This window comes from Pantoea sp. X-Soil-ISGK-421 (assembly GCF_059730785.1).
In genome coordinates, this window is record NZ_AP035979.1 from 3,153,432 (window position 1) to 3,172,632 (window position 19,201).

General features: G+C 55.3%; 14 protein-coding genes. 2 read left to right on the top strand and 12 right to left on the bottom strand.

Features of this window, described 5'->3' with window-relative positions:
- Nucleotides 1–270 precede the first annotated feature (270 nt).
- Nucleotides 271–630, top strand: coding sequence for a 6-carboxytetrahydropterin synthase QueD (queD, locus tag AC6I8K_RS14700; RefSeq protein WP_064738021.1), 360 nt, complete (start codon nt 271–273; stop codon nt 628–630).
- Nucleotides 631–684: 54 nt separating this feature from the next.
- Here the strand turns inward: queD and queE are convergent, their stop codons facing one another.
- From queE to rlmD, 6 genes are all read right to left on the bottom strand, one after another.
- Nucleotides 685–1,356: a 7-carboxy-7-deazaguanine synthase QueE gene (gene queE, locus AC6I8K_RS14705; RefSeq protein WP_497826950.1), complete on the bottom strand. Its 672-nt coding sequence runs from the start codon at nt 1,354–1,356 to the stop codon at nt 685–687.
- Nucleotides 1,357–1,506: 150 nt separating this feature from the next.
- Nucleotides 1,507–2,805 (bottom strand): phosphopyruvate hydratase, encoded by a 1,299-nt coding sequence (eno, locus tag AC6I8K_RS14710; protein WP_497826951.1) that lies wholly within the window; start codon nt 2,803–2,805, stop codon nt 1,507–1,509.
- A 75-nt stretch (nt 2,806–2,880) separates the two neighbouring features.
- Nucleotides 2,881–4,518 (bottom strand): glutamine hydrolyzing CTP synthase, encoded by a 1,638-nt coding sequence (gene pyrG, locus AC6I8K_RS14715; protein WP_064738024.1) that lies wholly within the window; start codon nt 4,516–4,518, stop codon nt 2,881–2,883.
- A gap of 241 nt (nt 4,519–4,759) precedes the next feature.
- Nucleotides 4,760–5,551, bottom strand: a complete 792-nt coding sequence (gene mazG / locus AC6I8K_RS14720; RefSeq protein WP_497826952.1) for a nucleoside triphosphate pyrophosphohydrolase — start codon at nt 5,549–5,551, stop codon at nt 4,760–4,762.
- Between the two features lie 57 nt (nt 5,552–5,608).
- Nucleotides 5,609–7,840, bottom strand: a complete 2,232-nt coding sequence (gene relA, locus AC6I8K_RS14725; protein WP_064738026.1) for a GTP diphosphokinase — start codon at nt 7,838–7,840, stop codon at nt 5,609–5,611.
- 32 nt (nt 7,841–7,872) lie between these two features.
- A complete protein-coding gene (gene rlmD, locus AC6I8K_RS14730; RefSeq protein ID WP_483816032.1) occupies nt 7,873–9,189 on the bottom strand; it encodes a 23S rRNA (uracil(1939)-C(5))-methyltransferase RlmD in 1,317 nt (438 codons plus the stop codon).
- A gap of 90 nt (nt 9,190–9,279) precedes the next feature.
- On the opposite strand from rlmD, the gene barA reads away from it, so the two are divergent.
- A complete protein-coding gene (gene barA, locus AC6I8K_RS14735; protein WP_483816033.1) occupies nt 9,280–12,009 on the top strand; it encodes a two-component sensor histidine kinase BarA in 2,730 nt (909 codons plus the stop codon).
- Nucleotides 12,010–12,090: 81 nt separating this feature from the next.
- Here the strand turns inward: barA and AC6I8K_RS14740 are convergent, their stop codons facing one another.
- The 6 genes from AC6I8K_RS14740 to AC6I8K_RS14765 form a co-directional block, all read right to left on the bottom strand.
- On the bottom strand, nt 12,091–13,230 hold the full coding sequence (locus tag AC6I8K_RS14740) for a glycerate kinase (RefSeq protein WP_497826953.1): 1,140 nt from the start codon (nt 13,228–13,230) through the stop codon (nt 12,091–12,093).
- Between the two features lie 84 nt (nt 13,231–13,314).
- On the bottom strand, nt 13,315–14,199 hold the full coding sequence (gene garR, locus AC6I8K_RS14745) for a 2-hydroxy-3-oxopropionate reductase (RefSeq protein ID WP_483816035.1): 885 nt from the start codon (nt 14,197–14,199) through the stop codon (nt 13,315–13,317).
- A 19-nt stretch (nt 14,200–14,218) separates the two neighbouring features.
- Entirely contained in the window at nt 14,219–14,986 is a 768-nt protein-coding gene (garL, locus tag AC6I8K_RS14750) for a 2-dehydro-3-deoxyglucarate aldolase (RefSeq protein ID WP_064738031.1), read from the bottom strand.
- 52 nt (nt 14,987–15,038) lie between these two features.
- Nucleotides 15,039–16,370: a glucarate dehydratase gene (gudD, locus tag AC6I8K_RS14755; protein ID WP_483816036.1), complete on the bottom strand. Its 1,332-nt coding sequence runs from the start codon at nt 16,368–16,370 to the stop codon at nt 15,039–15,041.
- A gap of 16 nt (nt 16,371–16,386) precedes the next feature.
- Nucleotides 16,387–17,727 (bottom strand): enolase C-terminal domain-like protein, encoded by a 1,341-nt coding sequence (locus AC6I8K_RS14760; protein WP_483816037.1) that lies wholly within the window; start codon nt 17,725–17,727, stop codon nt 16,387–16,389.
- 9 nt (nt 17,728–17,736) lie between these two features.
- Nucleotides 17,737–19,083, bottom strand: a complete 1,347-nt coding sequence (locus tag AC6I8K_RS14765; RefSeq protein ID WP_483816038.1) for an MFS transporter — start codon at nt 19,081–19,083, stop codon at nt 17,737–17,739.
- Between the last annotated feature and the right edge of the window lie 118 nt (nt 19,084–19,201).

Consider the following 19,201-nt stretch of genomic DNA (forward strand, 5'->3'; position numbering starts at 1 on the left):
CCGGATCAATATGCTGCGAAAGAATGCGTAGGTTACCGGGCTGTATATTAACGATTAAATACGCCTTCGACATATTAAATAACCAAAATGACTAAGTGGTTTTTCGGGTAAAGTTAACCAGCAAAAGTGGTAAATGAAGCCGATATGATTCAATGAGTTAATTAGTCGTTTAGATGTTGAAAAGCCGCAAAATGCCCTTTTCACTGCCAGCGGGTGCGAAAAATCTGCAATTCAGGTAGACTTCAGCGGTTTTTAAGTCTGAGAGCCATTATGTCTACCACGTTATTTAAAGAGTTCCAGTTTGAATCTGCTCATCGCTTACCGCATGTGCCAGAAGGCCACAAGTGTGGCCGTTTGCACGGCCATTCATTCCTGGTGCGATTAGAAATCACCGGTGAAGTGGATGCGCATACCGGTTGGGTGATGGATTTTGCCGAACTGAAGGCGGCGTTTAACCCCCTCTACGAACGCCTCGATCATCACTATCTGAATGACATTCCAGGTCTGGAAAATCCCACCAGTGAAGTGCTGGCAAAGTGGATTTGGGATCAGATGAAGCCGATTCTGCCAGAGTTGAGCGCGGTGATGATAAAAGAGACCTGTACCGCTGGCTGCGTGTATCGCGGTTGAGGTCAGTGAAGCAGTAACCGTTGAGTGAGGTCGCCTGAATGGCGACCCTACAACTCAGGCGATATTCAGATATTTGTGCGTCTGCATGGAAAGCCGCCAGTTGCGGGCGATGCAGGTCTCGATACAGAGTTTAGTGGCCGCATCGCCACGGCTGATCGGTTGCAGCGCGACAATGCGCTTTTTATCGTCGTGCAATCCTGCCAGCAACGCATCTAACGCTTCAACATCGCGCTCACGCGCCACCGGATGTTTGATTTCATCTGCACGTTGCAATGCCTGCGGCAATACGTCGTAACCGCCGCGCATATTTACCTTTGGTGAAACTGTCACCCAGGTTGCATCAGAACACTGCACGTCGTGCGTGCCGCTGGTTTCGATCTGGCACGCAAAGCCTGCCGCTTCCAAGGCTTCCGTCAGTGGACGCAGATCAAAAATCGCCGGTTCACCGCCAGTAATCACTACGTGACGTGCGGTCCAGCCCTGGCGCTGAACAGTGTCGATCAGCATCGCGGCATCGGCGTTGCCCCAGGCATCGCTTTCGACGGTTTTCACCAGAATATCGCCCAGCGAGGTCTCCCGATCTGCACGCGTTTCCCAGGTATGTTTGGTATCACACCAGCTACAGCCCACCGGACATCCTTGTAAGCGGATGAACAGCGCCGGAACACCGGTATAAAAACCTTCGCCCTGCAGCGTCTGGAACATTTCGTTAATCGGGTAGAACATTTTTTACTCACGTCTAAAAATTTGAGGCGCAGATTATGGCAGATCTTTTGCGCCGAGTAACAGCTGCTTCGTGCCAAATAAAAGCAAAAGCCCCGCACAAGGCGGGGCTTAATTCAGACGATGCTGCCCGCAGGCAGCATACTCAGGCGATTACGCCTGGCCTTTAACTTCTTTCAGACCGTTGAACGGTGCTTTGCTGCCCAGCGCTTCTTCGATACGAATCAGCTGGTTGTACTTAGCAACACGGTCAGAACGGCTCATAGAACCGGTTTTGATCTGGCCAGCCGCAGTACCTACCGCCAGGTCAGCGATGGTTGCGTCTTCGGTTTCACCTGAACGGTGTGAAATCACCGCGGTGTAACCAGCATCTTTCGCCATCTTGATTGCAGCCAGAGTTTCGGTCAGTGAACCGATCTGGTTGAATTTGATCAGGATGGAGTTAGCGATGCCTTTATCGATACCTTCTTTCAGGATTTTGGTGTTGGTTACGAACAGATCGTCACCCACCAGCTGGATTTTATCGCCCAGCACTTTGGTCTGGTATGCGAAACCAGTCCAGTCAGATTCGTCCAGACCATCTTCGATAGAAACGATTGGGTACTGTTTGGTCAGGTCTTCCAGGAAGTGAGTGAACTCTTCTGAAGTGAAGGCTTTGTTGCCTTCGCCAGCCAGCACATATTTGCCGTCTTTGTAGAATTCAGATGCTGCGCAGTCCATCGCCAGGGTGATGTCTTTGCCCAGCTCGTAGCCTGCAGCTTTTACCGCTTCAGCGATAACAGCCAGCGCTTCGGCGTTAGAACCCAGGTTTGGCGCGTAGCCACCTTCGTCACCCACTGCGGTGCTCATGCCTTTAGACTTCAGCACTTTCGCCAGGTGATGGAAGACTTCAGAACCCATGCGAATCGCTTCTTTCAGGGTTGGCGCGCCAACGGGCTGAATCATGAATTCCTGGATGTCGACGTTGTTGTCGGCGTGCTCACCACCGTTGATGATGTTCATCATTGGCAGCGGCATAGAGTATTTGCCCGGGGTGCCGTTCAGTTCAGCGATGTGTGCGTACAGCGGCAGGCCTTTAGAGGCAGCAGCGGCTTTAGCAGCAGCCAGTGAAACCGCCAGAATGGCGTTAGCACCGAAGTTAGATTTGTTCTCAGTACCGTCCAGCTCGATCATGATCTTATCGATGTTCGCCTGGTCTTTGGCATCTTTACCGGTTACCGCGTTAGCGATAGGACCGTTAACAGCCGCAACCGCTTTGGTTACGCCTTTGCCCAGGAAACGAGATTTGTCACCGTCACGCAGCTCCAGTGCTTCGCGAGAACCGGTAGATGCACCTGATGGCGCAGCAGCCAGACCAACGAAACCGCCTTCCAGATGCACTTCTGCTTCTACAGTTGGGTTGCCACGGGAGTCGATGATTTCGCGACCGATGACTTTTACGATTTTGGACATTCGATTTTCCTCAGTACAAGTTAGTCAATCCTAAGACAAGCAACGCGCGAAAAGTTCGCGCGTTGCTCGTGAAACTTACTTCGCTAAACGCTTCTGGTGCTCCTGCGCGGCTTTCACAAAGCCAGCGAACAGCGGATGACCATCGCGTGGGGTCGACGTGAATTCCGGGTGGAACTGACAGGCAACAAACCACGGATGATTCGGGATCTCAATGATCTCAACCAGCTGATCGTCGCCAGAACGACCTGCAATATGCAGACCCGCCGCTTCAATCGGCTTCAGCAACATATTGTTTACTTCGTAACGATGACGGTGGCGTTCGGTAATGATTTCAGAACCGTACAACTGACGCACTTTGCTTTCCGGCGTCAACTGGCACTGCTGGCTGCCCAGACGCATGGTGCCGCCCAAATCGCTCTGCTCAGTACGTTGTTCAACGTTGCCCTCTTCGTCACGCCATTCGGTGATAAGCGCAACCACCGGATACTTACAGTCTGGCACAAATTCAGTAGAGTTCGCGCCTTCCATACCGGCAACGTTGCGGGCAAATTCCATCAGCGCAACCTGCATGCCCAGGCAAATACCCAGGTAAGGCACGTTGTTCTCACGGGCGTATTGCGCCGTCATCATCTTGCCTTCCACACCGCGGTAGCCGAAGCCGCCAGGGATCAGGATAGCATCGAGATCTTTCAGTAATTCGACACCACGCGTTTCAACATCCTGTGAGTCGATCAGCTTGATATTCACGGTGACGCGATTTTTCAGTCCACCGTGTTTCAACGCTTCAATCACTGACTTGTACGCATCCGGCAGCTCGACATATTTGCCGACCATACCGATGGTAACTTCGCCGCCCGGATTGGCTTCTTCGTAAATAACCTGTTCCCATTCGGCCAGGTTCGCTTCCGGTGCGTTCAGATTGAAACGCTTGCAGATGTAATCATCCAGACCCTGCGATTTCAGCATGCCTGGAATTTTGTAGATGGAATCCACATCTTTCAGGGAAATAACCGCTTTTTCCGGCACGTTACAGAACAGCGCAATTTTGGCGCGTTCGTTAGCCGGCACAGCGCGGTCAGAACGGCAAATCAGCACGTCTGGCTGAATCCCGATCGACAACAGCTCTTTCACTGAATGCTGGGTTGGCTTGGTTTTCACTTCGCCTGCGGCCGCCATATACGGCACCAGCGTCAGGTGCATATACATGGTGTGTTCACGACCGACATCGACCGCCATCTGGCGAATCGCTTCGAGGAACGGCAGCGATTCGATATCACCCACGGTTCCGCCAATCTCAACCAGAACGACGTCATGGCCTTCGCCGCCTTCAATGATGCGTTCTTTGATGGCATTGGTGATGTGCGGGATAACCTGAATCGTGGCGCCCAGATAGTCACCGCGACGCTCTTTGCGCAGCACTTCTGAGTAAATACGACCGGTCGTAAAGTTGTTGCGGCGCGACATTTTAGTGCGGATGAAGCGCTCGTAGTGACCTAAATCCAGATCGGTTTCGGCCCCATCATCGGTGACATACACTTCACCATGTTGCGTTGGGCTCATGGTACCCGGATCGACGTTGATGTACGGATCGAGTTTCATGATGGTCACATTAAGACCACGTGCTTCAAGGATGGCTGCGAGGGAGGCTGCGGCAATGCCTTTGCCCAGAGAGGAAACGACCCCGCCGGTCACAAAAATATAATTCGTTGTCATGCTGAACCTGAGAGTTTAGGTTTAAAGACGGTGGAATAACCAAGACGGGAAAATAGTATACTTGAAGTCGTCTTAAGCCACAATTGATGAATCACACCATCGTCCTCCACAGGTAAGCCGGTAACATAGCGGATAGCATGGTGTGAAATGTTGATGTACGTCACAAAGTCGCTGCAAGGCTGAATCGAGTAAGCTCGAGCGGCGAATTTATGCGCAGCGCTGGAATAATCGCCAGATTCGCTTACTGCTTGTTCTCATTCACTTTCACCTGCTGCCAGGCTGTTTCCATTTGATCCAACGTGGCATCGCTCATCGCCAACCCCTGTGAGGCAATGATGGCTTCAACCTCGCGGAAGCGGCGCTCAAATTTATCGTTAGCTTTCTGCAAAGCGACTTCAGCTTTGCTGCCTAAATGACGCGACAAATTGACGGTGGCAAACAGCAAATCACCGATTTCCTCTTCCAGCTTGTCATTATCTACCACCGCTTGTTGCGCTTCGTGCATCACTTCATCGATCTCTTCATGCACTTTATCCAGCACCGGGCCGAGATTATTCCAGTCAAATCCCACCGTGCTGCAACGCTTCTGAATTTTGTGCGCACGCATTAATGCCGGCAGCGCTTTGGGGATGTCATCCAGCGCGGAATGCTGCGATTTTTCCGCGCGCTCGCTGTGCTTAATCGCTTCCCAGTTTTTCAGCACGTCTTCGCTGGTTTCGACCTGAACATCGCCAAAAATGTGCGGATGACGGCGCTCAAGTTTGTCGCTGATGGCGTTACAGATGTCGTCGAAGTTAAAGCGCTGCTGCTCATCCGCCATCTGCGCATAGAACACCACCTGAAACAGCAGATCACCGAGTTCACCACGCAGATCGGCAAAATCTTCACGCTGAATGGCATCGATCACTTCGTAGGTTTCTTCCAGCGTGTAGGGCGCGATCGAGGCAAAGGTTTGCTGACGATCCCACGGGCAGCCGCGCTCCGGGTCGCGCAAGGTTTGCATGATGGTGAGCAGGCGGTTTAAGGGCGTCATGAGAGGATCCTTTGGGGCTGGTATGTAAAAAGGTCGCCATTCATGGCGACCTGGAAATCAGTGCAAACGGCGCGCGTCGATAATATCCGGCACCTGATTGAGACGCGCCAGAACGCGTCCGAGTACTTGCTGGTTATAGATCTCAATATCCATATCAATCGTCGCCAGCTGTTTTTTGGTATCGCTGCGGCTGGAGACGCCAAGTACATTGACCTTCTCGTTAGCCAGAATAGTGGTGATATCGCGCAGCAGGCCGCTACGATCGTTGGCAGTGACGCGCACCACCAGCGAGTAACCGCTGGAGTAATCCTCGCCCCATACGGCATCCACGATACGTTCCGGCGCATGCGAAATCAGCTCAGTTAACTGGTCACAGTCGGCGCGGTGAATAGAGATGCCGCGTCCCTGGGTAATAAAGCCAACAATATCGTCGCCGGGAATCGGCTGGCAGCAGCGTGCGATGTGGTGCAGCAGATTGCCCACCCCTTCCACCACCACGCGACCGCTCTCTTTGCGTGAAGACGGCGCATGCGACTTCTGCGTCAGTTGGCGCAACGCCTCGCGATCTTCCTCTTCGGCGCTCGGCTTGTTGAGCCTGGCCTGCAGGAAATTCACCATCTGATTGAGGCGAATATCGCCGCCGCCAATCATCGCCAGCAGCTCATCCTGTGAACTGACGTTATAGCGCGGCAGCAACAGTTTTTCCGCCTCGCGCATGCTGATATCCATCTGGTTCAGTTCGCTTTCCAGAATCTGGCGACCAGCAATAATATTTTTGTCACGATCCTGCTTGCGGAACCAGGCGTGAATCTTCGAGCGACCGCGGCTGGTGGTGATGTAGCCTAGGTTCGGATTCAGCCAGTCGCGGCTGGGGTTCGGCTGTTTCTGGGTGATCACTTCAATCTGATCGCCCATCTGCAGCTGATAGGTAAACGGCACGATGCGCCCGCTGATTTTGGCGCCAATGCAGCGGTGACCGATATCGCTGTGAATGTGGTAGGCGAAGTCGAGCGGCGTTGAGCCCGCCGGCAGATCGACCACATCACCTTTCGGGGTAAATACATAGACGCGGTCGTCAAATACCTGACTGCGCACCTCCTCCAGCATCTCGCCAGAATCAGCCATCTCTTCCTGCCAGGTGATCAGCTTACGCAGCCAGGCGATGCGCCCTTCATGTCCTGCTGCGCCGCGCGCATTGCTGGACGTTGGGCCTTCTTTGTACTTCCAGTGTGCCGCCACGCCCAATTCAGCATCTTCGTGCATCTGACGCGTACGAATCTGAATCTCCACCGTTTTGCCCTGCGGCCCCAGCACCACGGTATGAATCGATTGATAACCGTTGGGCTTCGGATTAGCGACGTAGTCGTCAAACTCGCTCGGCAGATGGCGAAACAGCGTATGCACCGTACCGAGCGCGCCGTAGCAATCCTGCAGACGCTCAGCCACGATACGCACCGCGCGCACGTCAAACAGCTCGTCGAACGCTAACGATTTCTTCTGCATCTTGCGCCAGATGCTGTAGATGTGTTTCGGCCGACCATAGACTTCGGCACGCACGCCCTCTTTTTGCATCTCAGCGCGCAGGTTGGCGACGAAGCTTTCGATATAGCCTTCACGATCGATACGGCGCTCGTGCAGCAGCTTAGCGATACGTTTGTATTCATCGGGATGCAGATAGCGGAAGCAGTAATCTTCCAGCTCCCATTTGAGTTGACCGATACCCAGGCGGTTGGCCAGCGGCGCGTAGATATTGGTGCTCTCTTTCGCCGCGAGTACGCGCTCATCTTCTGGCGCGTCTTTCATTTCACGCAGATGGGCGATGCGTTCCGCCAGCTTGATAACCACGCAGCGGAAATCTTCCACCATTGCCAGCAGCATGCGGCGTACGTTATCCACCTGCTCGGAGGCCATCGAATCGTTGTGAATGGCTTTCAGCTGGCGAATGGCATCCATGTCGCGCACGCCGTGCACCAACATCACAATCTCTTTGCCAAACGCTTTCTCAAGATCCTCTTCGCTCACCACATCGGCATTGGCAAGGGGGAACAGCAGTGCGGCGCGCAGACTGTCGATATCCATGCTGAGCATGGTAAGAATTTCCACCATCTCAATGCCACGCCACAGCAGCAGAGCTTGATCAGGATGGTTGTGCGTTTCGGCTTCACAGTAGCGCCATGCATCCGCCAGTCGCTGACAGGATTGCGGATTGTTGATACTTAAACTGGCGATCCACTGGTCGAGGGCAAATTCGCCCGCCGTATTTAAATGCGCACTTCTAACCGCAACCATATCCTCTCCTGCCACAGCGATGTGGACACCGCTTATGCTTTGCTAAATAGCACCATGGATTCGAGATGACTGGTATGGGGGAACATATCCAGCATCGCGACCCTTTCCAAATGGTAGCCCGCTGACAGCAATGTTTGACTGTCACGCGCCAGCGTTGTCGGGTTACAGGAAACATAGACCACACGTTCCGGCGCAAGTTTAACCACATGCGCCATTACGCCCGCGGCCCCAGCACGCGCTGGATCCAGTAACACCTTATTAAATCCCTGCGTCGCCCACGGCTGACGCGTTACATCTTCCTCCAGGTTGTGCTGGAAGAAGCGAACATTCCCAAGATTATTCTGCTCAGCATTATACGCTGCCTGCTGCACTAATGCTGCAACACCCTCCACACCTACAGCATTTTGTACGAATTTTCCTAGCGGCAAAGTGAAGTTTCCCATGCCACAGAACAAATCCAGCACACGATCCTCTGGCTGCAAATCCAGCCATTCGATGGCGGTGGCGACCATCTGCTGATTCACGCCATCGTTGACCTGAATAAAATTCTGCGGGCTAAAGGATAGCGGTAAATTCAACGAGTGATAAAAAGGTTCGCGCGCATTGAGCGCCTGCAAACTTTCACTGCCATCAGCCAGATAGAGCGACAGTTGCTGCTCATGCGAAAAGCGTTCCAGTTTTGCGCGGTCGCCTGCAGATAATGCATCAAGATGACGCAACACCATCAGCGGGCCATTATCGGCCAGCACCAATTCGACGTGGCCCAAACGTCTGACCGCCTGCAAATCGCTGAGACAGTGGTGCAATGGCTGGAGTAACGCCTCAAGTTCGGGCACCAAAACCGGGCATTGCTTCAGTTCAATCAGATCGTTGCTCGCCGCCTGACGAAACCCCATTTGCAGGCGCTGCTGTTTCGCCTGCCACTGCAGGCCTAAACGCGCCCGACGACGATAACCCCACGCGCTGCCGCTAATGATCTCATCAACCTTGACCGGCAGCGGCGCTTCTCGGCTTAACATGCGGCTTAATGCGCGCGCTTTGCTCTCTTGCTGCAAGGCCACCGCAGCATGTTGCTGCTGGCAACCGCCGCATACACCGAAATGGACACAGCGCGGTTTTTCCCGCTGTGGGCTGGGATTAAGAATCTTGTTCGCTTTGGCGCGCGCGTACTTACTTTTATCCTCAAACACCGTCACTTCAGCCTGTTCACCGGGCAGCGCGCCGCTGATAAACATCGTCTTGCCCTTATGGCGCGCAACACCTTGCCCAAAAGGATCGAGGTCTTCGATGGTGACGGTTATGCGCGCCTTGGTCGTCACACGCTGTTTTGCAGAGTAAAATTGCGCCATAGTATTGTGAAATCTCTACTTTAGTTGGGTGTGCAGCCGTTAACAGCGCTCGCACAGGGAAAAAATGTCAGGAGTCGCCAGGCCACAATTATGACCAAATATAGCCTGCGGGCGCGAATGATGATTTTGATACTGGCGCCAACGCTGATGATTGGCTTGCTGCTCAGTACCTTCTTCGTGGTTCACCGCTACAACGAATTACAGCATCAGGTACATGACGCGGGGGCGAATATTATCGAACCCCTGGCCGTCTCCAGTGAATACAGTATGACGTGGCACAACCGCGATGCGATTCGCGAATTAGTGAGCCTGCTGCACCGCCGCCATTCCAATATTGTCCGTGCCATCACCATTTTCGACAATAACAATCACGTCTACGTCACCTCAAATAACAATCAAAATCTGGCGCTGCTGCAAAAAGAGGATATCTCAACGCTGGAAGATGGGGTCTCGGTTGAGCGCCAGGGCACGATTATGATTCTGCGCACGCCGATCATTTCTGAACGCTATTCAGTGGATGAGTTGCCGGGCGAAGACGCTAAACCGTCGGGGAATCCGCTGGGTTATGTGGCGATCGAGTTAGATCTGCAATCGGTGCGGCTGGAGCAGTACAAAGAGGTGTTTGTCGCCACGCTGCTGCTGCTGTTCTGCCTGTGCATCGCCATGCTGTTTGCTTATCGCCTGATGCGCGATGTCACCGGCCCGATTCGCAATATGGTTACCACCGTTGACCGCATTCGCCGCGGCCAGCTGGACAGTCGCGTGGATGGCTACATGCTGGGCGAACTGAGTATTCTTAAGAACGGTATCAATGCGATGGCGATGTCGCTTACTGCATATCACGAAGAGATGCAGCAGAACATCGATCAGGCCACTTACGATCTGCGCGAAACGCTGGAACAGCTGGAGATTCAGAACGTGGAGCTGGATCTGGCGAAGAAGCGCGCGCAGGAAGCGGCGCGTATCAAATCGGAATTTCTCGCCAACATGTCGCATGAGCTGCGTACGCCGCTCAATGGCGTGATCGGCTTTACCCGCCAGATGCTGAAAACCGGACTGAGCACCAACCAGCGCGACTACATGAGCACCATCGAGCGTTCGGCGAATAACCTGCTAAGCATCATTAACGACGTGCTCGATTTTTCGAAACTGGAAGCCGGCAAGCTGGTGCTGGAGTCTATCCCCTTCCCACTGCGCGCCACGCTGGATGAGACGCTGGTGCTGCTGGCACCGTCCGCCCATGACAAAGGACTGGAAATTACCGTCTGCCTGGAAAAACAGGTGCCGGACAATGTGATTGGCGATCCGCTGCGTCTGCAGCAGATCATGATCAACCTGATTGGCAACGCGATTAAATTCACCGAGCACGGACATATCGATTTACGCGTTGAGTTACGCAGCATCAGCGCCACGCGCGTCGAGCTGGAGATTCAGGTGCATGACACCGGCATTGGCATCGCCGAACAGCAACAGTCGCAGCTGTTCCAGGCGTTTCGCCAGGCCGATGCCAGTATCACACGGCGTCATGGCGGTACCGGTTTAGGGCTGGTCATCACGCAGAAACTGGTGAGCGAAATGGGCGGTGAAATTGCCTTCCACAGCCGTCCGAACCAGGGTTCGACTTTCTGGGTACACATTCATCTCGATCTCAATCCGAATGCGCCAGCCATTCCACGCATGCTGGACGATCTGCGCGCCACGCCGCTGGCTTATATCGAGCCGCACCCGGCGGTGGCGAAAGCGGTGCAGGAGATGCTAAGCATCACGCCGCTGCAAGTGCAGCATTTCTCCAGCCTGGATGAGATGCCCGACACGCACTTCCCGCTTCTGCTGATGGGATGGCCGGTAACTGAACCGCATCCCGCGACGCTGCCGGATGCGTTAATTAACCGTTTGCATGCGCGTGCCGATTCGGTACTGCTGGCGCTACCCAGTGAAATGATGCTGTTTGCCGACGAACTGCGGGCTCGCGGGATTGCCGGTTGTATCGCCAAGCCGATTTCGTTGACGCGCTTGCTGCCGATGCTGCTGGACTTACATGACTGGCAAAGCGATGCGCTGCCACGCGGGACACGCCAACCGCTGACGGTGATGGCGGTGGATGATAATCCTGCCAACCTGAAACTGATTGGCGCGTTGCTGGAGGAACAGGTGCAGCACATCATTCTGTGTGATAACGCCGAGCAGGCGATTCGCCAGGCGCGACTGCACAAGCTGGACGTGATTCTGATGGACATTCAGATGCCGGATATTGATGGCATCCGCGCCAGCGAAATCATCCGCGGCCTGCCGTTGCATGCCACCACGCCGATTGTTGCCGTTACCGCCCATGCGCTGGATGGCGAACGTGCGCAGCTCATCAACGCTGGCATGAACGACTATTTGGCAAAGCCGATTGACGAGGACAAATTGAGCCAGCTGCTGCAGCGTTACGCGCCAAACCGAGTCACGCCGCAGCCGCAACAGCCGGAAGTAGCGCCATCGCTGGACTGGACATTAGCGCTGCGTCAGGCCGCCAACAAACCTGATTTAGCCCGCGATCTGCTGCAAATGCTGCTCGATTTCCTGCCGGAAGTCGAAGCGCGCGTTGAGAGTGCGATAGCGAGTAATGATGTGATGGGATTGCGGGAGATTATCCACAAGCTGCACGGCAGCGCCAGCTACAGCGGCGTACCGCGCCTGAAGCAGTTGTGTCAGCAGTTGGAGAAGAGTTTGCATCAGGAAAGTGATATCGAAGCGCTGGAGCCGGAGTTGCTGGAGTTGAGCGATGAGATGGCAAACGTGGCGCGTGAGGCGCGGAAGTTATTGGCGTTGGGTTAATTGCGTGCGGTGATGGACCCGGTTGGCATAAATGCCGCCCTTACGACGGCATCTGTAGGGTCGCCATTCATGGCGACCGACTTATAACCCTTTGCCCGCTTTGATGACCGCGGCCACATTGCGCGCTGTCAGGCGTACGTTCTGCGCCGCATTGGCCAGCGCCTCCTCCAGCGTGCAGATGCCAAACAGTACGCTAAACACCGCATCCAGCCCATGTTGATGCACCACGCCGACATCCGCGGTTAAACTTCCGGCAATGCCAATCACCGGCTTATTAAACTGCTTCGCAACTTTTGCCACGCCAATCGGTACCTTGCCGTTGATGCTTTGACTATCAATGCGCCCTTCGCCGGTAATCACCAAATCGGCATCTTTCACCTGTTCGGCCAGACCCAGGGCTTCAGTGACAATCTCAATACCGCTGCGTAATTCGGCCTGGCAAAACGCATGCAGCGCCGCGCCCATGCCGCCTGCCGCACCGCCGCCATCAATGTGTAAAACATCAATATCCAGATCGCGATGAATCAGGGTGGCGTAATGTTCCAGTGCTTTGTCCAATTGCTGCACCAACTCCGGCGTCGCACCTTTTTGCGGGCCGAATATCGCCGAAGCGCCTTTTTCACCGGTGAGTGGATTGCTGACATCGCAGGCCACCTCAAAGCGGCACTGCTTAATACGCGGATCCAGCTGTTCGATATCAATGCGCGCCAGCTGCGGCAATGCACCGCCGCCATAGGCAATTTCCTTGCCGTGCTCATCCAGCAGATGCGCGCCCAGCGCCTGCATCATGCCAGAACCGCCATCGTTGGTGGCGCTGCCGCCAATGCCGATGATGATGTGATCGACACCGCGATCAAGCGCATCTTTGAGCAGCTCGCCGGTGCCGAACGAGGTGGTAATCAGCGGATCGCGCTGTGCTGCAGGCACTAACTCCAGCCCGCTGGCCGCCGCCATTTCGATAAACGCGGTACGCTCATCGCCAGATAAACCGTAGAACGCCTCCACTGGCTTGCCGAGCGGTCCAGTAACCGTCAGCCTGACAATGTTTCCCTGCGTTGCCGCCACCATCGCTTCAACCGTGCCTTCACCACCGTCGGCAACCGGTATTTTCACGTAGTCAGCTTCAGGAAAAATCTCGCGGAAACCCGCTTCAATCGCCGAAGCCACTTCCAGGGCGGATAAACTCTCTTTATATGAATCCGGTGCGATGACAATTTTCATAGGCAATCCAGCGCGGTTGATGACGGACATCCGTCCTGCGAAGATAGCGAGCCGTCCGGCATCCGCAGATGCCGGACGATTGCACTACCGGGTGATCTCAACTTTCGCTAATTTTTCATAATAGCAGGCCAGTGCGCTATGGTCGGAAGTGCCCTGTCCGTCTACCTTCAGCGCTTGCATCATCTCCATTACGGCAGCGGTCAGCGGCAGATGCGCACCAATGTCGTGGGAGGTATCCAGCGCATTCGCCAGATCTTTAATATGCAGATCGATACGGAAGCCCGGCTTGAAGTTACGATCCAGCACCATCGGCGCTTTGGCATCCAGCACCGTGCTGCCCGCCAGACCGCCGCGAATCGCCTGATATACCAGCTCAGGATTCACACCCGCTTTGGTTGCCAGCGACAGCGCTTCCGACATCGCTGCGATGTTAAGCGCCACAATCACCTGATTGGCCAGCTTGGTAACGTTGCCCGCACCAATATCGCCGGTATGCACTACCGAACCCGCCATCGCTTTCATGATGTCGTAGCACTGGTCAAATACGGCTTTATCGCCACCCACCATCACCGATAGCGTACCTTCGATCGCTTTCGGCTCACCGCCGCTTACCGGTGCATCCAGCATTTTGATGCCTTTTGCCGCCAGCGCATCATGCACTTCACGGCTGGCCAACGGCGCGATGGAGCTCATGTCGATAACGATCAGGCCCGGCTTCGCCCCTTCGATGATGCCGTTGGCGCCGAGGCACACCTCTTTTACCTGCGGCGAATTCGGCACCATAGTGATCAACACATCCACCTGCTCGGCGACCTCTTTTGGCGTCTTCGCCACGGTAGCGCCCAGCTCCACCAGCTCTGCTTCGTTGCTGACATTATGGTCGCGTACCACCAGCGAATAACCGGCTTTCACCAGGTTTTTACTCATCGGTTTGCCCATGATGCCGAGGCCGATAAATCCAATTTTCATTGCCTTTCCTCTCAGTCAGTTATTTTTTAAATTTGTCACACAGCGCCTGCGTGGCATTACGGAATACACCCAGATCGCTGCCTACCGCGACAAAGCTGGCACCCCACTCCAGATAGCGGCGCGCATCGGCTTCGACCGGGGCGAGAATGCCGCTGGGTTTCCCCGCTGCTTTAGCGCGTTCAAACACGTGTTTAATCACTTTCAATACTTCGGGATGCGCGGGCTGGCCGAGATAGCCGAGCGCTGCCGAGAGATCGCCTGGCCCAACGAAGATGCCATCGACACCCTCCACCGCGGCGATAGCATCAATGTTGTCCACCGCTTGTTGGGTTTCGATCTGCACCAGCACCGTAATGTTGTCGTTGATGGTGCTGTTGTAGTCCGGCAGCGTGCCGTACATGTTGCTGCGGTGTGAAACCGAGACACCGCGTATGCCAGCCGGCGGATAGCGGGTGGACGCGACCGCGCGAATCGCTTCTTCCTCGGTTTCCACGAACGGCACCAGGAAGTTGTAGAAGCCGATATCCAGCAGACGCTTAATGATGATCGGTTCATTGCACGGCGGACGCACCACCGGCGCGCTGTGACTGCCCTTCAGCGCCATCAGCTGCGGCACAAAAGTGGTGATGTCGTTCGGTGCGTGTTCGCCATCCAGTACCAGCCAGTCAAAGCCCGCCAGGCCCAGTACTTCGGTGGTAAGGGGGTTAGCTAGCGCACACCAGCTGCCAATCAGGGTTTCTCCTGCCAGCAGACGGCGACGAAAATTATTCGGCCAGGCATTGCTCATTGTCTTCACTCCTGTCGGTCACAGCAGGCTCCCGCGCGGGGAGCCGGAAAAGTTAGCGCACCAGGCATGGACGCTTGTTATCAAAGGTCCAGTTCGGTACGAGGAACTGCATGGCCTGCGCATCATCGCGCGCGCCCAGACCGTGTTTCTGATACAGCGCATTAGCCTGCATGACCTGATCCATATCCAGCTCAACGCCGAGACCCGGTTTTTGCGGCACCTGCACCATGCCGCCTTTTATCTGGAACGGCTCTTTGGTCAGGCGCTGATTGCCTTCTTGCCAAATCCAGTGCGTATCGATAGCGGTAATCGCGCCCGGCGCGGCGGCGGCGACGTGGGTAAACATCGCCAGTGATACATCGAAGTGGTTGTTAGAGTGCGAGCCCCAAGTCAGGCCGAAGTCGTGGCACATTTGCGCCACGCGCACCGAACCCTGCATCGTCCAGAAGTGCGGATCGGCCAGCGGGATATCGACCGATTGCAGCGACAGCGTGTGGCCCATTTGACGCCAGTCGGTGGCGATCATATTGGTGGCGGTCGGCATGCCGGTGGCGCGACGAAACTCAGCCATCACTTCGCGACCGGAATAGCCCTGCTCAGCACCGCACGGATCTTCCGCATACGCCAGCACACCTTTCAGCTGCTTACCGAGCAGAATCGCTTCGTTCAGCGACCAGGCACCGTTAGGATCGAGCGTGATACGCGCCTGGGGGAAACGCTTCGCCAGCGCCGTCACCGCTTCGGCCTCTTCACCACCGCGCAGCACGCCGCCTTTCAGTTTGAAATCGTTAAAGCCATATTTTTCATAAGCCGCTTCCGCCAGCCGCACCACTGTATCCGGCGTCAGCGCTTCTTCATGGCGCAGGCGATACCAATCGCATTTGTCATGTTCCTGACTCTGATACGGCAGCGACGTTTTCTTGCGGTCGCCGACGTAGAACAGGTAGCCGAGCATTTCTACGCGGTCGCGCTGCTGCCCATCGCCGAGCAGCGAGGCCACGTTAACCCCCAAATGCTGCCCCAGCAGATCAAGCAGCGCCGCTTCAATACCGGTCACCACATGAATGGTGGTGCGCAAGTCGAAGGTTTGGTTGCCGCGCCCGCTGGAATCGCGGTCGGCAAAGGTGCTGCGCACCAGATTGAGGATGTTTTTGTATTCGCCAACGGTTTTCTGCACCACCAGCGCCTCTGCATCCTCCAGCGTCTGGCGAATCTTTTCGCCGCCCGGAATTTCACCCACACCGGTATGACCGGCATTGTCTTTAATGATAACGATATTGCGGGTGAAGAACGGCGAATGCGCGCCACTCAGGTTGAGCAACATACTGTCGTAACCGGCCACCGGAATGACCTGCAGCGATATGATTTTCGGTGTCTGACTCATTTTCTGCTCCTTAGACTTAGCCGCGACCGAAGGCCGGACGCTTGCGGTCGAATGACCAATTGGGAACCAGATACTGCATAGCGGTGGCGTCATTACGCGCACCAACTGGCAGCGATTTGTACAATGCGTTGGCCTGATGCAAACGATCCCAATCCAGCTCAACGCCGAGGCCCGGCTTATCCGGCACGGCAATTTTGCCGTTGCGGATCTGCAGCGGCTCTTTGGTCAGGCGCTGATCGCCCTCCTGCCAAATCCAGTGCGTATCAATGGCGGTCGGTTTGCCCGGCGCCGCTGCGCCCACATGGGTGAACATCGCCAGCGAAATGTCGAAGTGGTTATTCGAGTGACAACCCCAGGTTAATCCCCAATCGTCACACAGTTGCGCTACCCGCACCGCGCCGCTCAGCGTCCAGAAGTGCGGATCGGCCAGCGGAATATCGACGGAGTTGAGCATCACCGCGTGGTTCATTTCGCGCCAGTTGGTGGCAATCATATTGGTGGCGACAGGCAATCCGGTGGCGCGGCGGAATTCGGCCATTACTTCGCGTCCGGAATAGCCCTGTTCGGCACCGCACGGATCTTCGGCGTAGGTCAGCACATCACCCATGCCCTTACATAAGCGAATGGCTTCGTCGAGCGTCCAGGCGCCGTTGGGATCGACGGTAATGCGTGCATCGGGGAAACGTTTTTTCAGTGCCGCCGCCGACTCAATCTCCTGCTCGCCCGGTAGCACGCCGCCTTTGAGTTTGAAATCTTTGAAGCCGTATTTGTCCTGCGCCGCTTCCGCCAGACGCACCACGGATTCCGGTGTTAGCGCTTCCTGATGGCGCAAGTGGTACCAATCGTGGCTGGCCCCTTCGCCGGTCAAATACGGCAAATCGGTTTTACGGCGATCGCCGAGATAGAACAGATAGCCAAGTACCGTCACTTCATCACGCTGCTGACCTGGACCGAGCAGTTCCGCCACCGGCACGCCGAGGCATTGGCCGAGCAGATCGAGCAGTGCCGCTTCCAGCGCGGCGACCGCGTTGACGCGCAGTTCGAAGGTCCACGCGCCTTTGCCGAACGTATCGAAATCCGCCGACTGGTTGCCTTTATGCACCTGCTGCACCAGACGATTCATGCGAGCAATCTGCTGGCCTTTAACCTGCGGAATCGCCTCAATCAGCGTTTGGTAGATGGTTTCACCGCCTGGTGCTTCACCGACGCCGGTATGTCCCGCACTGTCAGTGAGCACCACGATATTGCGGGTGAAGCAGGCGCTGTGCGCGCCCCCGATGTTGAGCAGCATGCTGTCGTAACCGGCAACCGGAATCACCTGCATTTCGGTGATCACCGGCGTGCTTTGCGTAGTCATATTCCGTCCTTATGGCCTGGTTTTCAGCTCGACGCGCTTGATATCGCCCGCAATCACCAGGAAGCTAAATGCGGCGACAAAGGCATGGATACCGACATAAATCAGCGCGCCTTCGAAGGATCCGCTGGTGGCGATGATGTAACCGATAGCAATTGGCGTGACGATGCCGGAGAAGTTACCGAACATGTTGAACAGACCCCCGCTCAGGCCGCTGATCTCTTTCGGTGCGGTATCCGCCATCACCGCCCAACCCAGCGCACCAATGCCTTTCCCAAAGAACGCCAGGGCCATGAAGAACACCACTACCCATTCAGTGTCGGTGTAGTTACACATCACCATCGAAATGGAAAGCAGCATGCCGAGCACAATCGGCGTTTTACGCGCGATATTCAGCGAGCCGGTTTTACGCATCAGGTAATCGGAAATCACACCGCCCAATACGCCACCGAGGAAGCCGCACACCGCCGGGATCGAAGCGATAAAGCCGGCTTTCAGAATCGACATGCCGCGCGCCTGCACCAGATACACCGGGAACCAGGTAATAAAGAAGTAAGTTAAAGCGTTGACGCAATACTGGCCGAGATAGATGCCCAGCATCATGCGTGAGGAGAGCAGCTGTTTAATTTGAAACCACTTCTCGCTCCAGCTGACTTTGCGGTCATCCTTTTTGGCGTCCATGTTGATCAGCGCACCGCCCTGCTCCATGTACTCCAACTCGGCTTTATTAACGCCCGGATGATCGGTGGGATCGTGGATCACTTTCAGCCAGATGAAGCTGAGGATGATGCCCAATCCGCCCATGAACCAGAACACGTGAGCCCAGCCCACTTCTGATACCAGCCAACCCATGATGGGCGCGAAAATCACCGTGGCGAAGTATTGCGCCGAGTTGAAGATCGCTACGGCGGTGCCGCGCTCCTGCGCCGGGAACCAGGCCGCAACAATACGGCTGTTGCCGGGGAAGGATGGCGCCTCAGCTAAACCCACCAGGAATCGCAACATAAACAATGAAACGATGATGCCGAAGCCGCTGAATACATCGACGAAGCCTTGCAGCAAGGTAAACAGCGACCAGGTGAAGATGCTCCAGAAGTAGACGCGTTTTGAGCCGAAGCGGTCGAGCAGCCAGCCGCCCGGAATCTGACCAATCACATAAGCCCACGAGAAGGCGGAGAAGATGTAGCCCAGTCCGACTGTATCGAGACCGATATCTTTGGACATTGCCGAACCGGCAATCGAAATGGTTGCGCGGTCACCGTAGTTGAACGAGGTGACGATAAATAACATCACCACAATCCAGTAACGGGCATTGGTGCGCTTTTGCACCGCTTCCGCTGTCTGGCTGAAACTATTCATGATGCACTCCTGAAATATAGCGTGAGCTACATCCGCTCTGACTGCATACACATCGCGTTGGGTATCAGAGAGAAGTTGGGTTAAACACGGCGATTTTTATATTTGGCAAAACGATGAT

What these genes read in the sequence shown, in the direction of transcription:
- gudD (WP_483816036.1), bottom strand. Translation starts at nt 16,370, where the DNA reads ATGAGTCAGACACCGAAAATCATATCGCTGCAGGTCATTCCGGTGGCC.
- barA (WP_483816033.1), top strand. Translation starts at nt 9,280, where the DNA reads ATGACCAAATATAGCCTGCGGGCGCGAATGATGATTTTGATACTGGCG.
- queE (WP_497826950.1), bottom strand. Translation starts at nt 1,356, where the DNA reads ATGTTCTACCCGATTAACGAAATGTTCCAGACGCTGCAGGGCGAAGGT.
- AC6I8K_RS14765 (WP_483816038.1), bottom strand. Translation starts at nt 19,083, where the DNA reads ATGAATAGTTTCAGCCAGACAGCGGAAGCGGTGCAAAAGCGCACCAAT.
- AC6I8K_RS14760 (WP_483816037.1), bottom strand. Translation starts at nt 17,727, where the DNA reads ATGACTACGCAAAGCACGCCGGTGATCACCGAAATGCAGGTGATTCCG.
- relA (WP_064738026.1), bottom strand. Translation starts at nt 7,840, where the DNA reads ATGGTTGCGGTTAGAAGTGCGCATTTAAATACGGCGGGCGAATTTGCC.
- garR (WP_483816035.1), bottom strand. Translation starts at nt 14,199, where the DNA reads ATGAAAATTGGATTTATCGGCCTCGGCATCATGGGCAAACCGATGAGT.
- queD (WP_064738021.1), top strand. Translation starts at nt 271, where the DNA reads ATGTCTACCACGTTATTTAAAGAGTTCCAGTTTGAATCTGCTCATCGC.
- AC6I8K_RS14740 (WP_497826953.1), bottom strand. Translation starts at nt 13,230, where the DNA reads ATGAAAATTGTCATCGCACCGGATTCATATAAAGAGAGTTTATCCGCC.
- garL (WP_064738031.1), bottom strand. Translation starts at nt 14,986, where the DNA reads ATGAGCAATGCCTGGCCGAATAATTTTCGTCGCCGTCTGCTGGCAGGA.
- pyrG (WP_064738024.1), bottom strand. Translation starts at nt 4,518, where the DNA reads ATGACAACGAATTATATTTTTGTGACCGGCGGGGTCGTTTCCTCTCTG.
- mazG (WP_497826952.1), bottom strand. Translation starts at nt 5,551, where the DNA reads ATGACGCCCTTAAACCGCCTGCTCACCATCATGCAAACCTTGCGCGAC.
- rlmD (WP_483816032.1), bottom strand. Translation starts at nt 9,189, where the DNA reads ATGGCGCAATTTTACTCTGCAAAACAGCGTGTGACGACCAAGGCGCGC.
- eno (WP_497826951.1), bottom strand. Translation starts at nt 2,805, where the DNA reads ATGTCCAAAATCGTAAAAGTCATCGGTCGCGAAATCATCGACTCCCGT.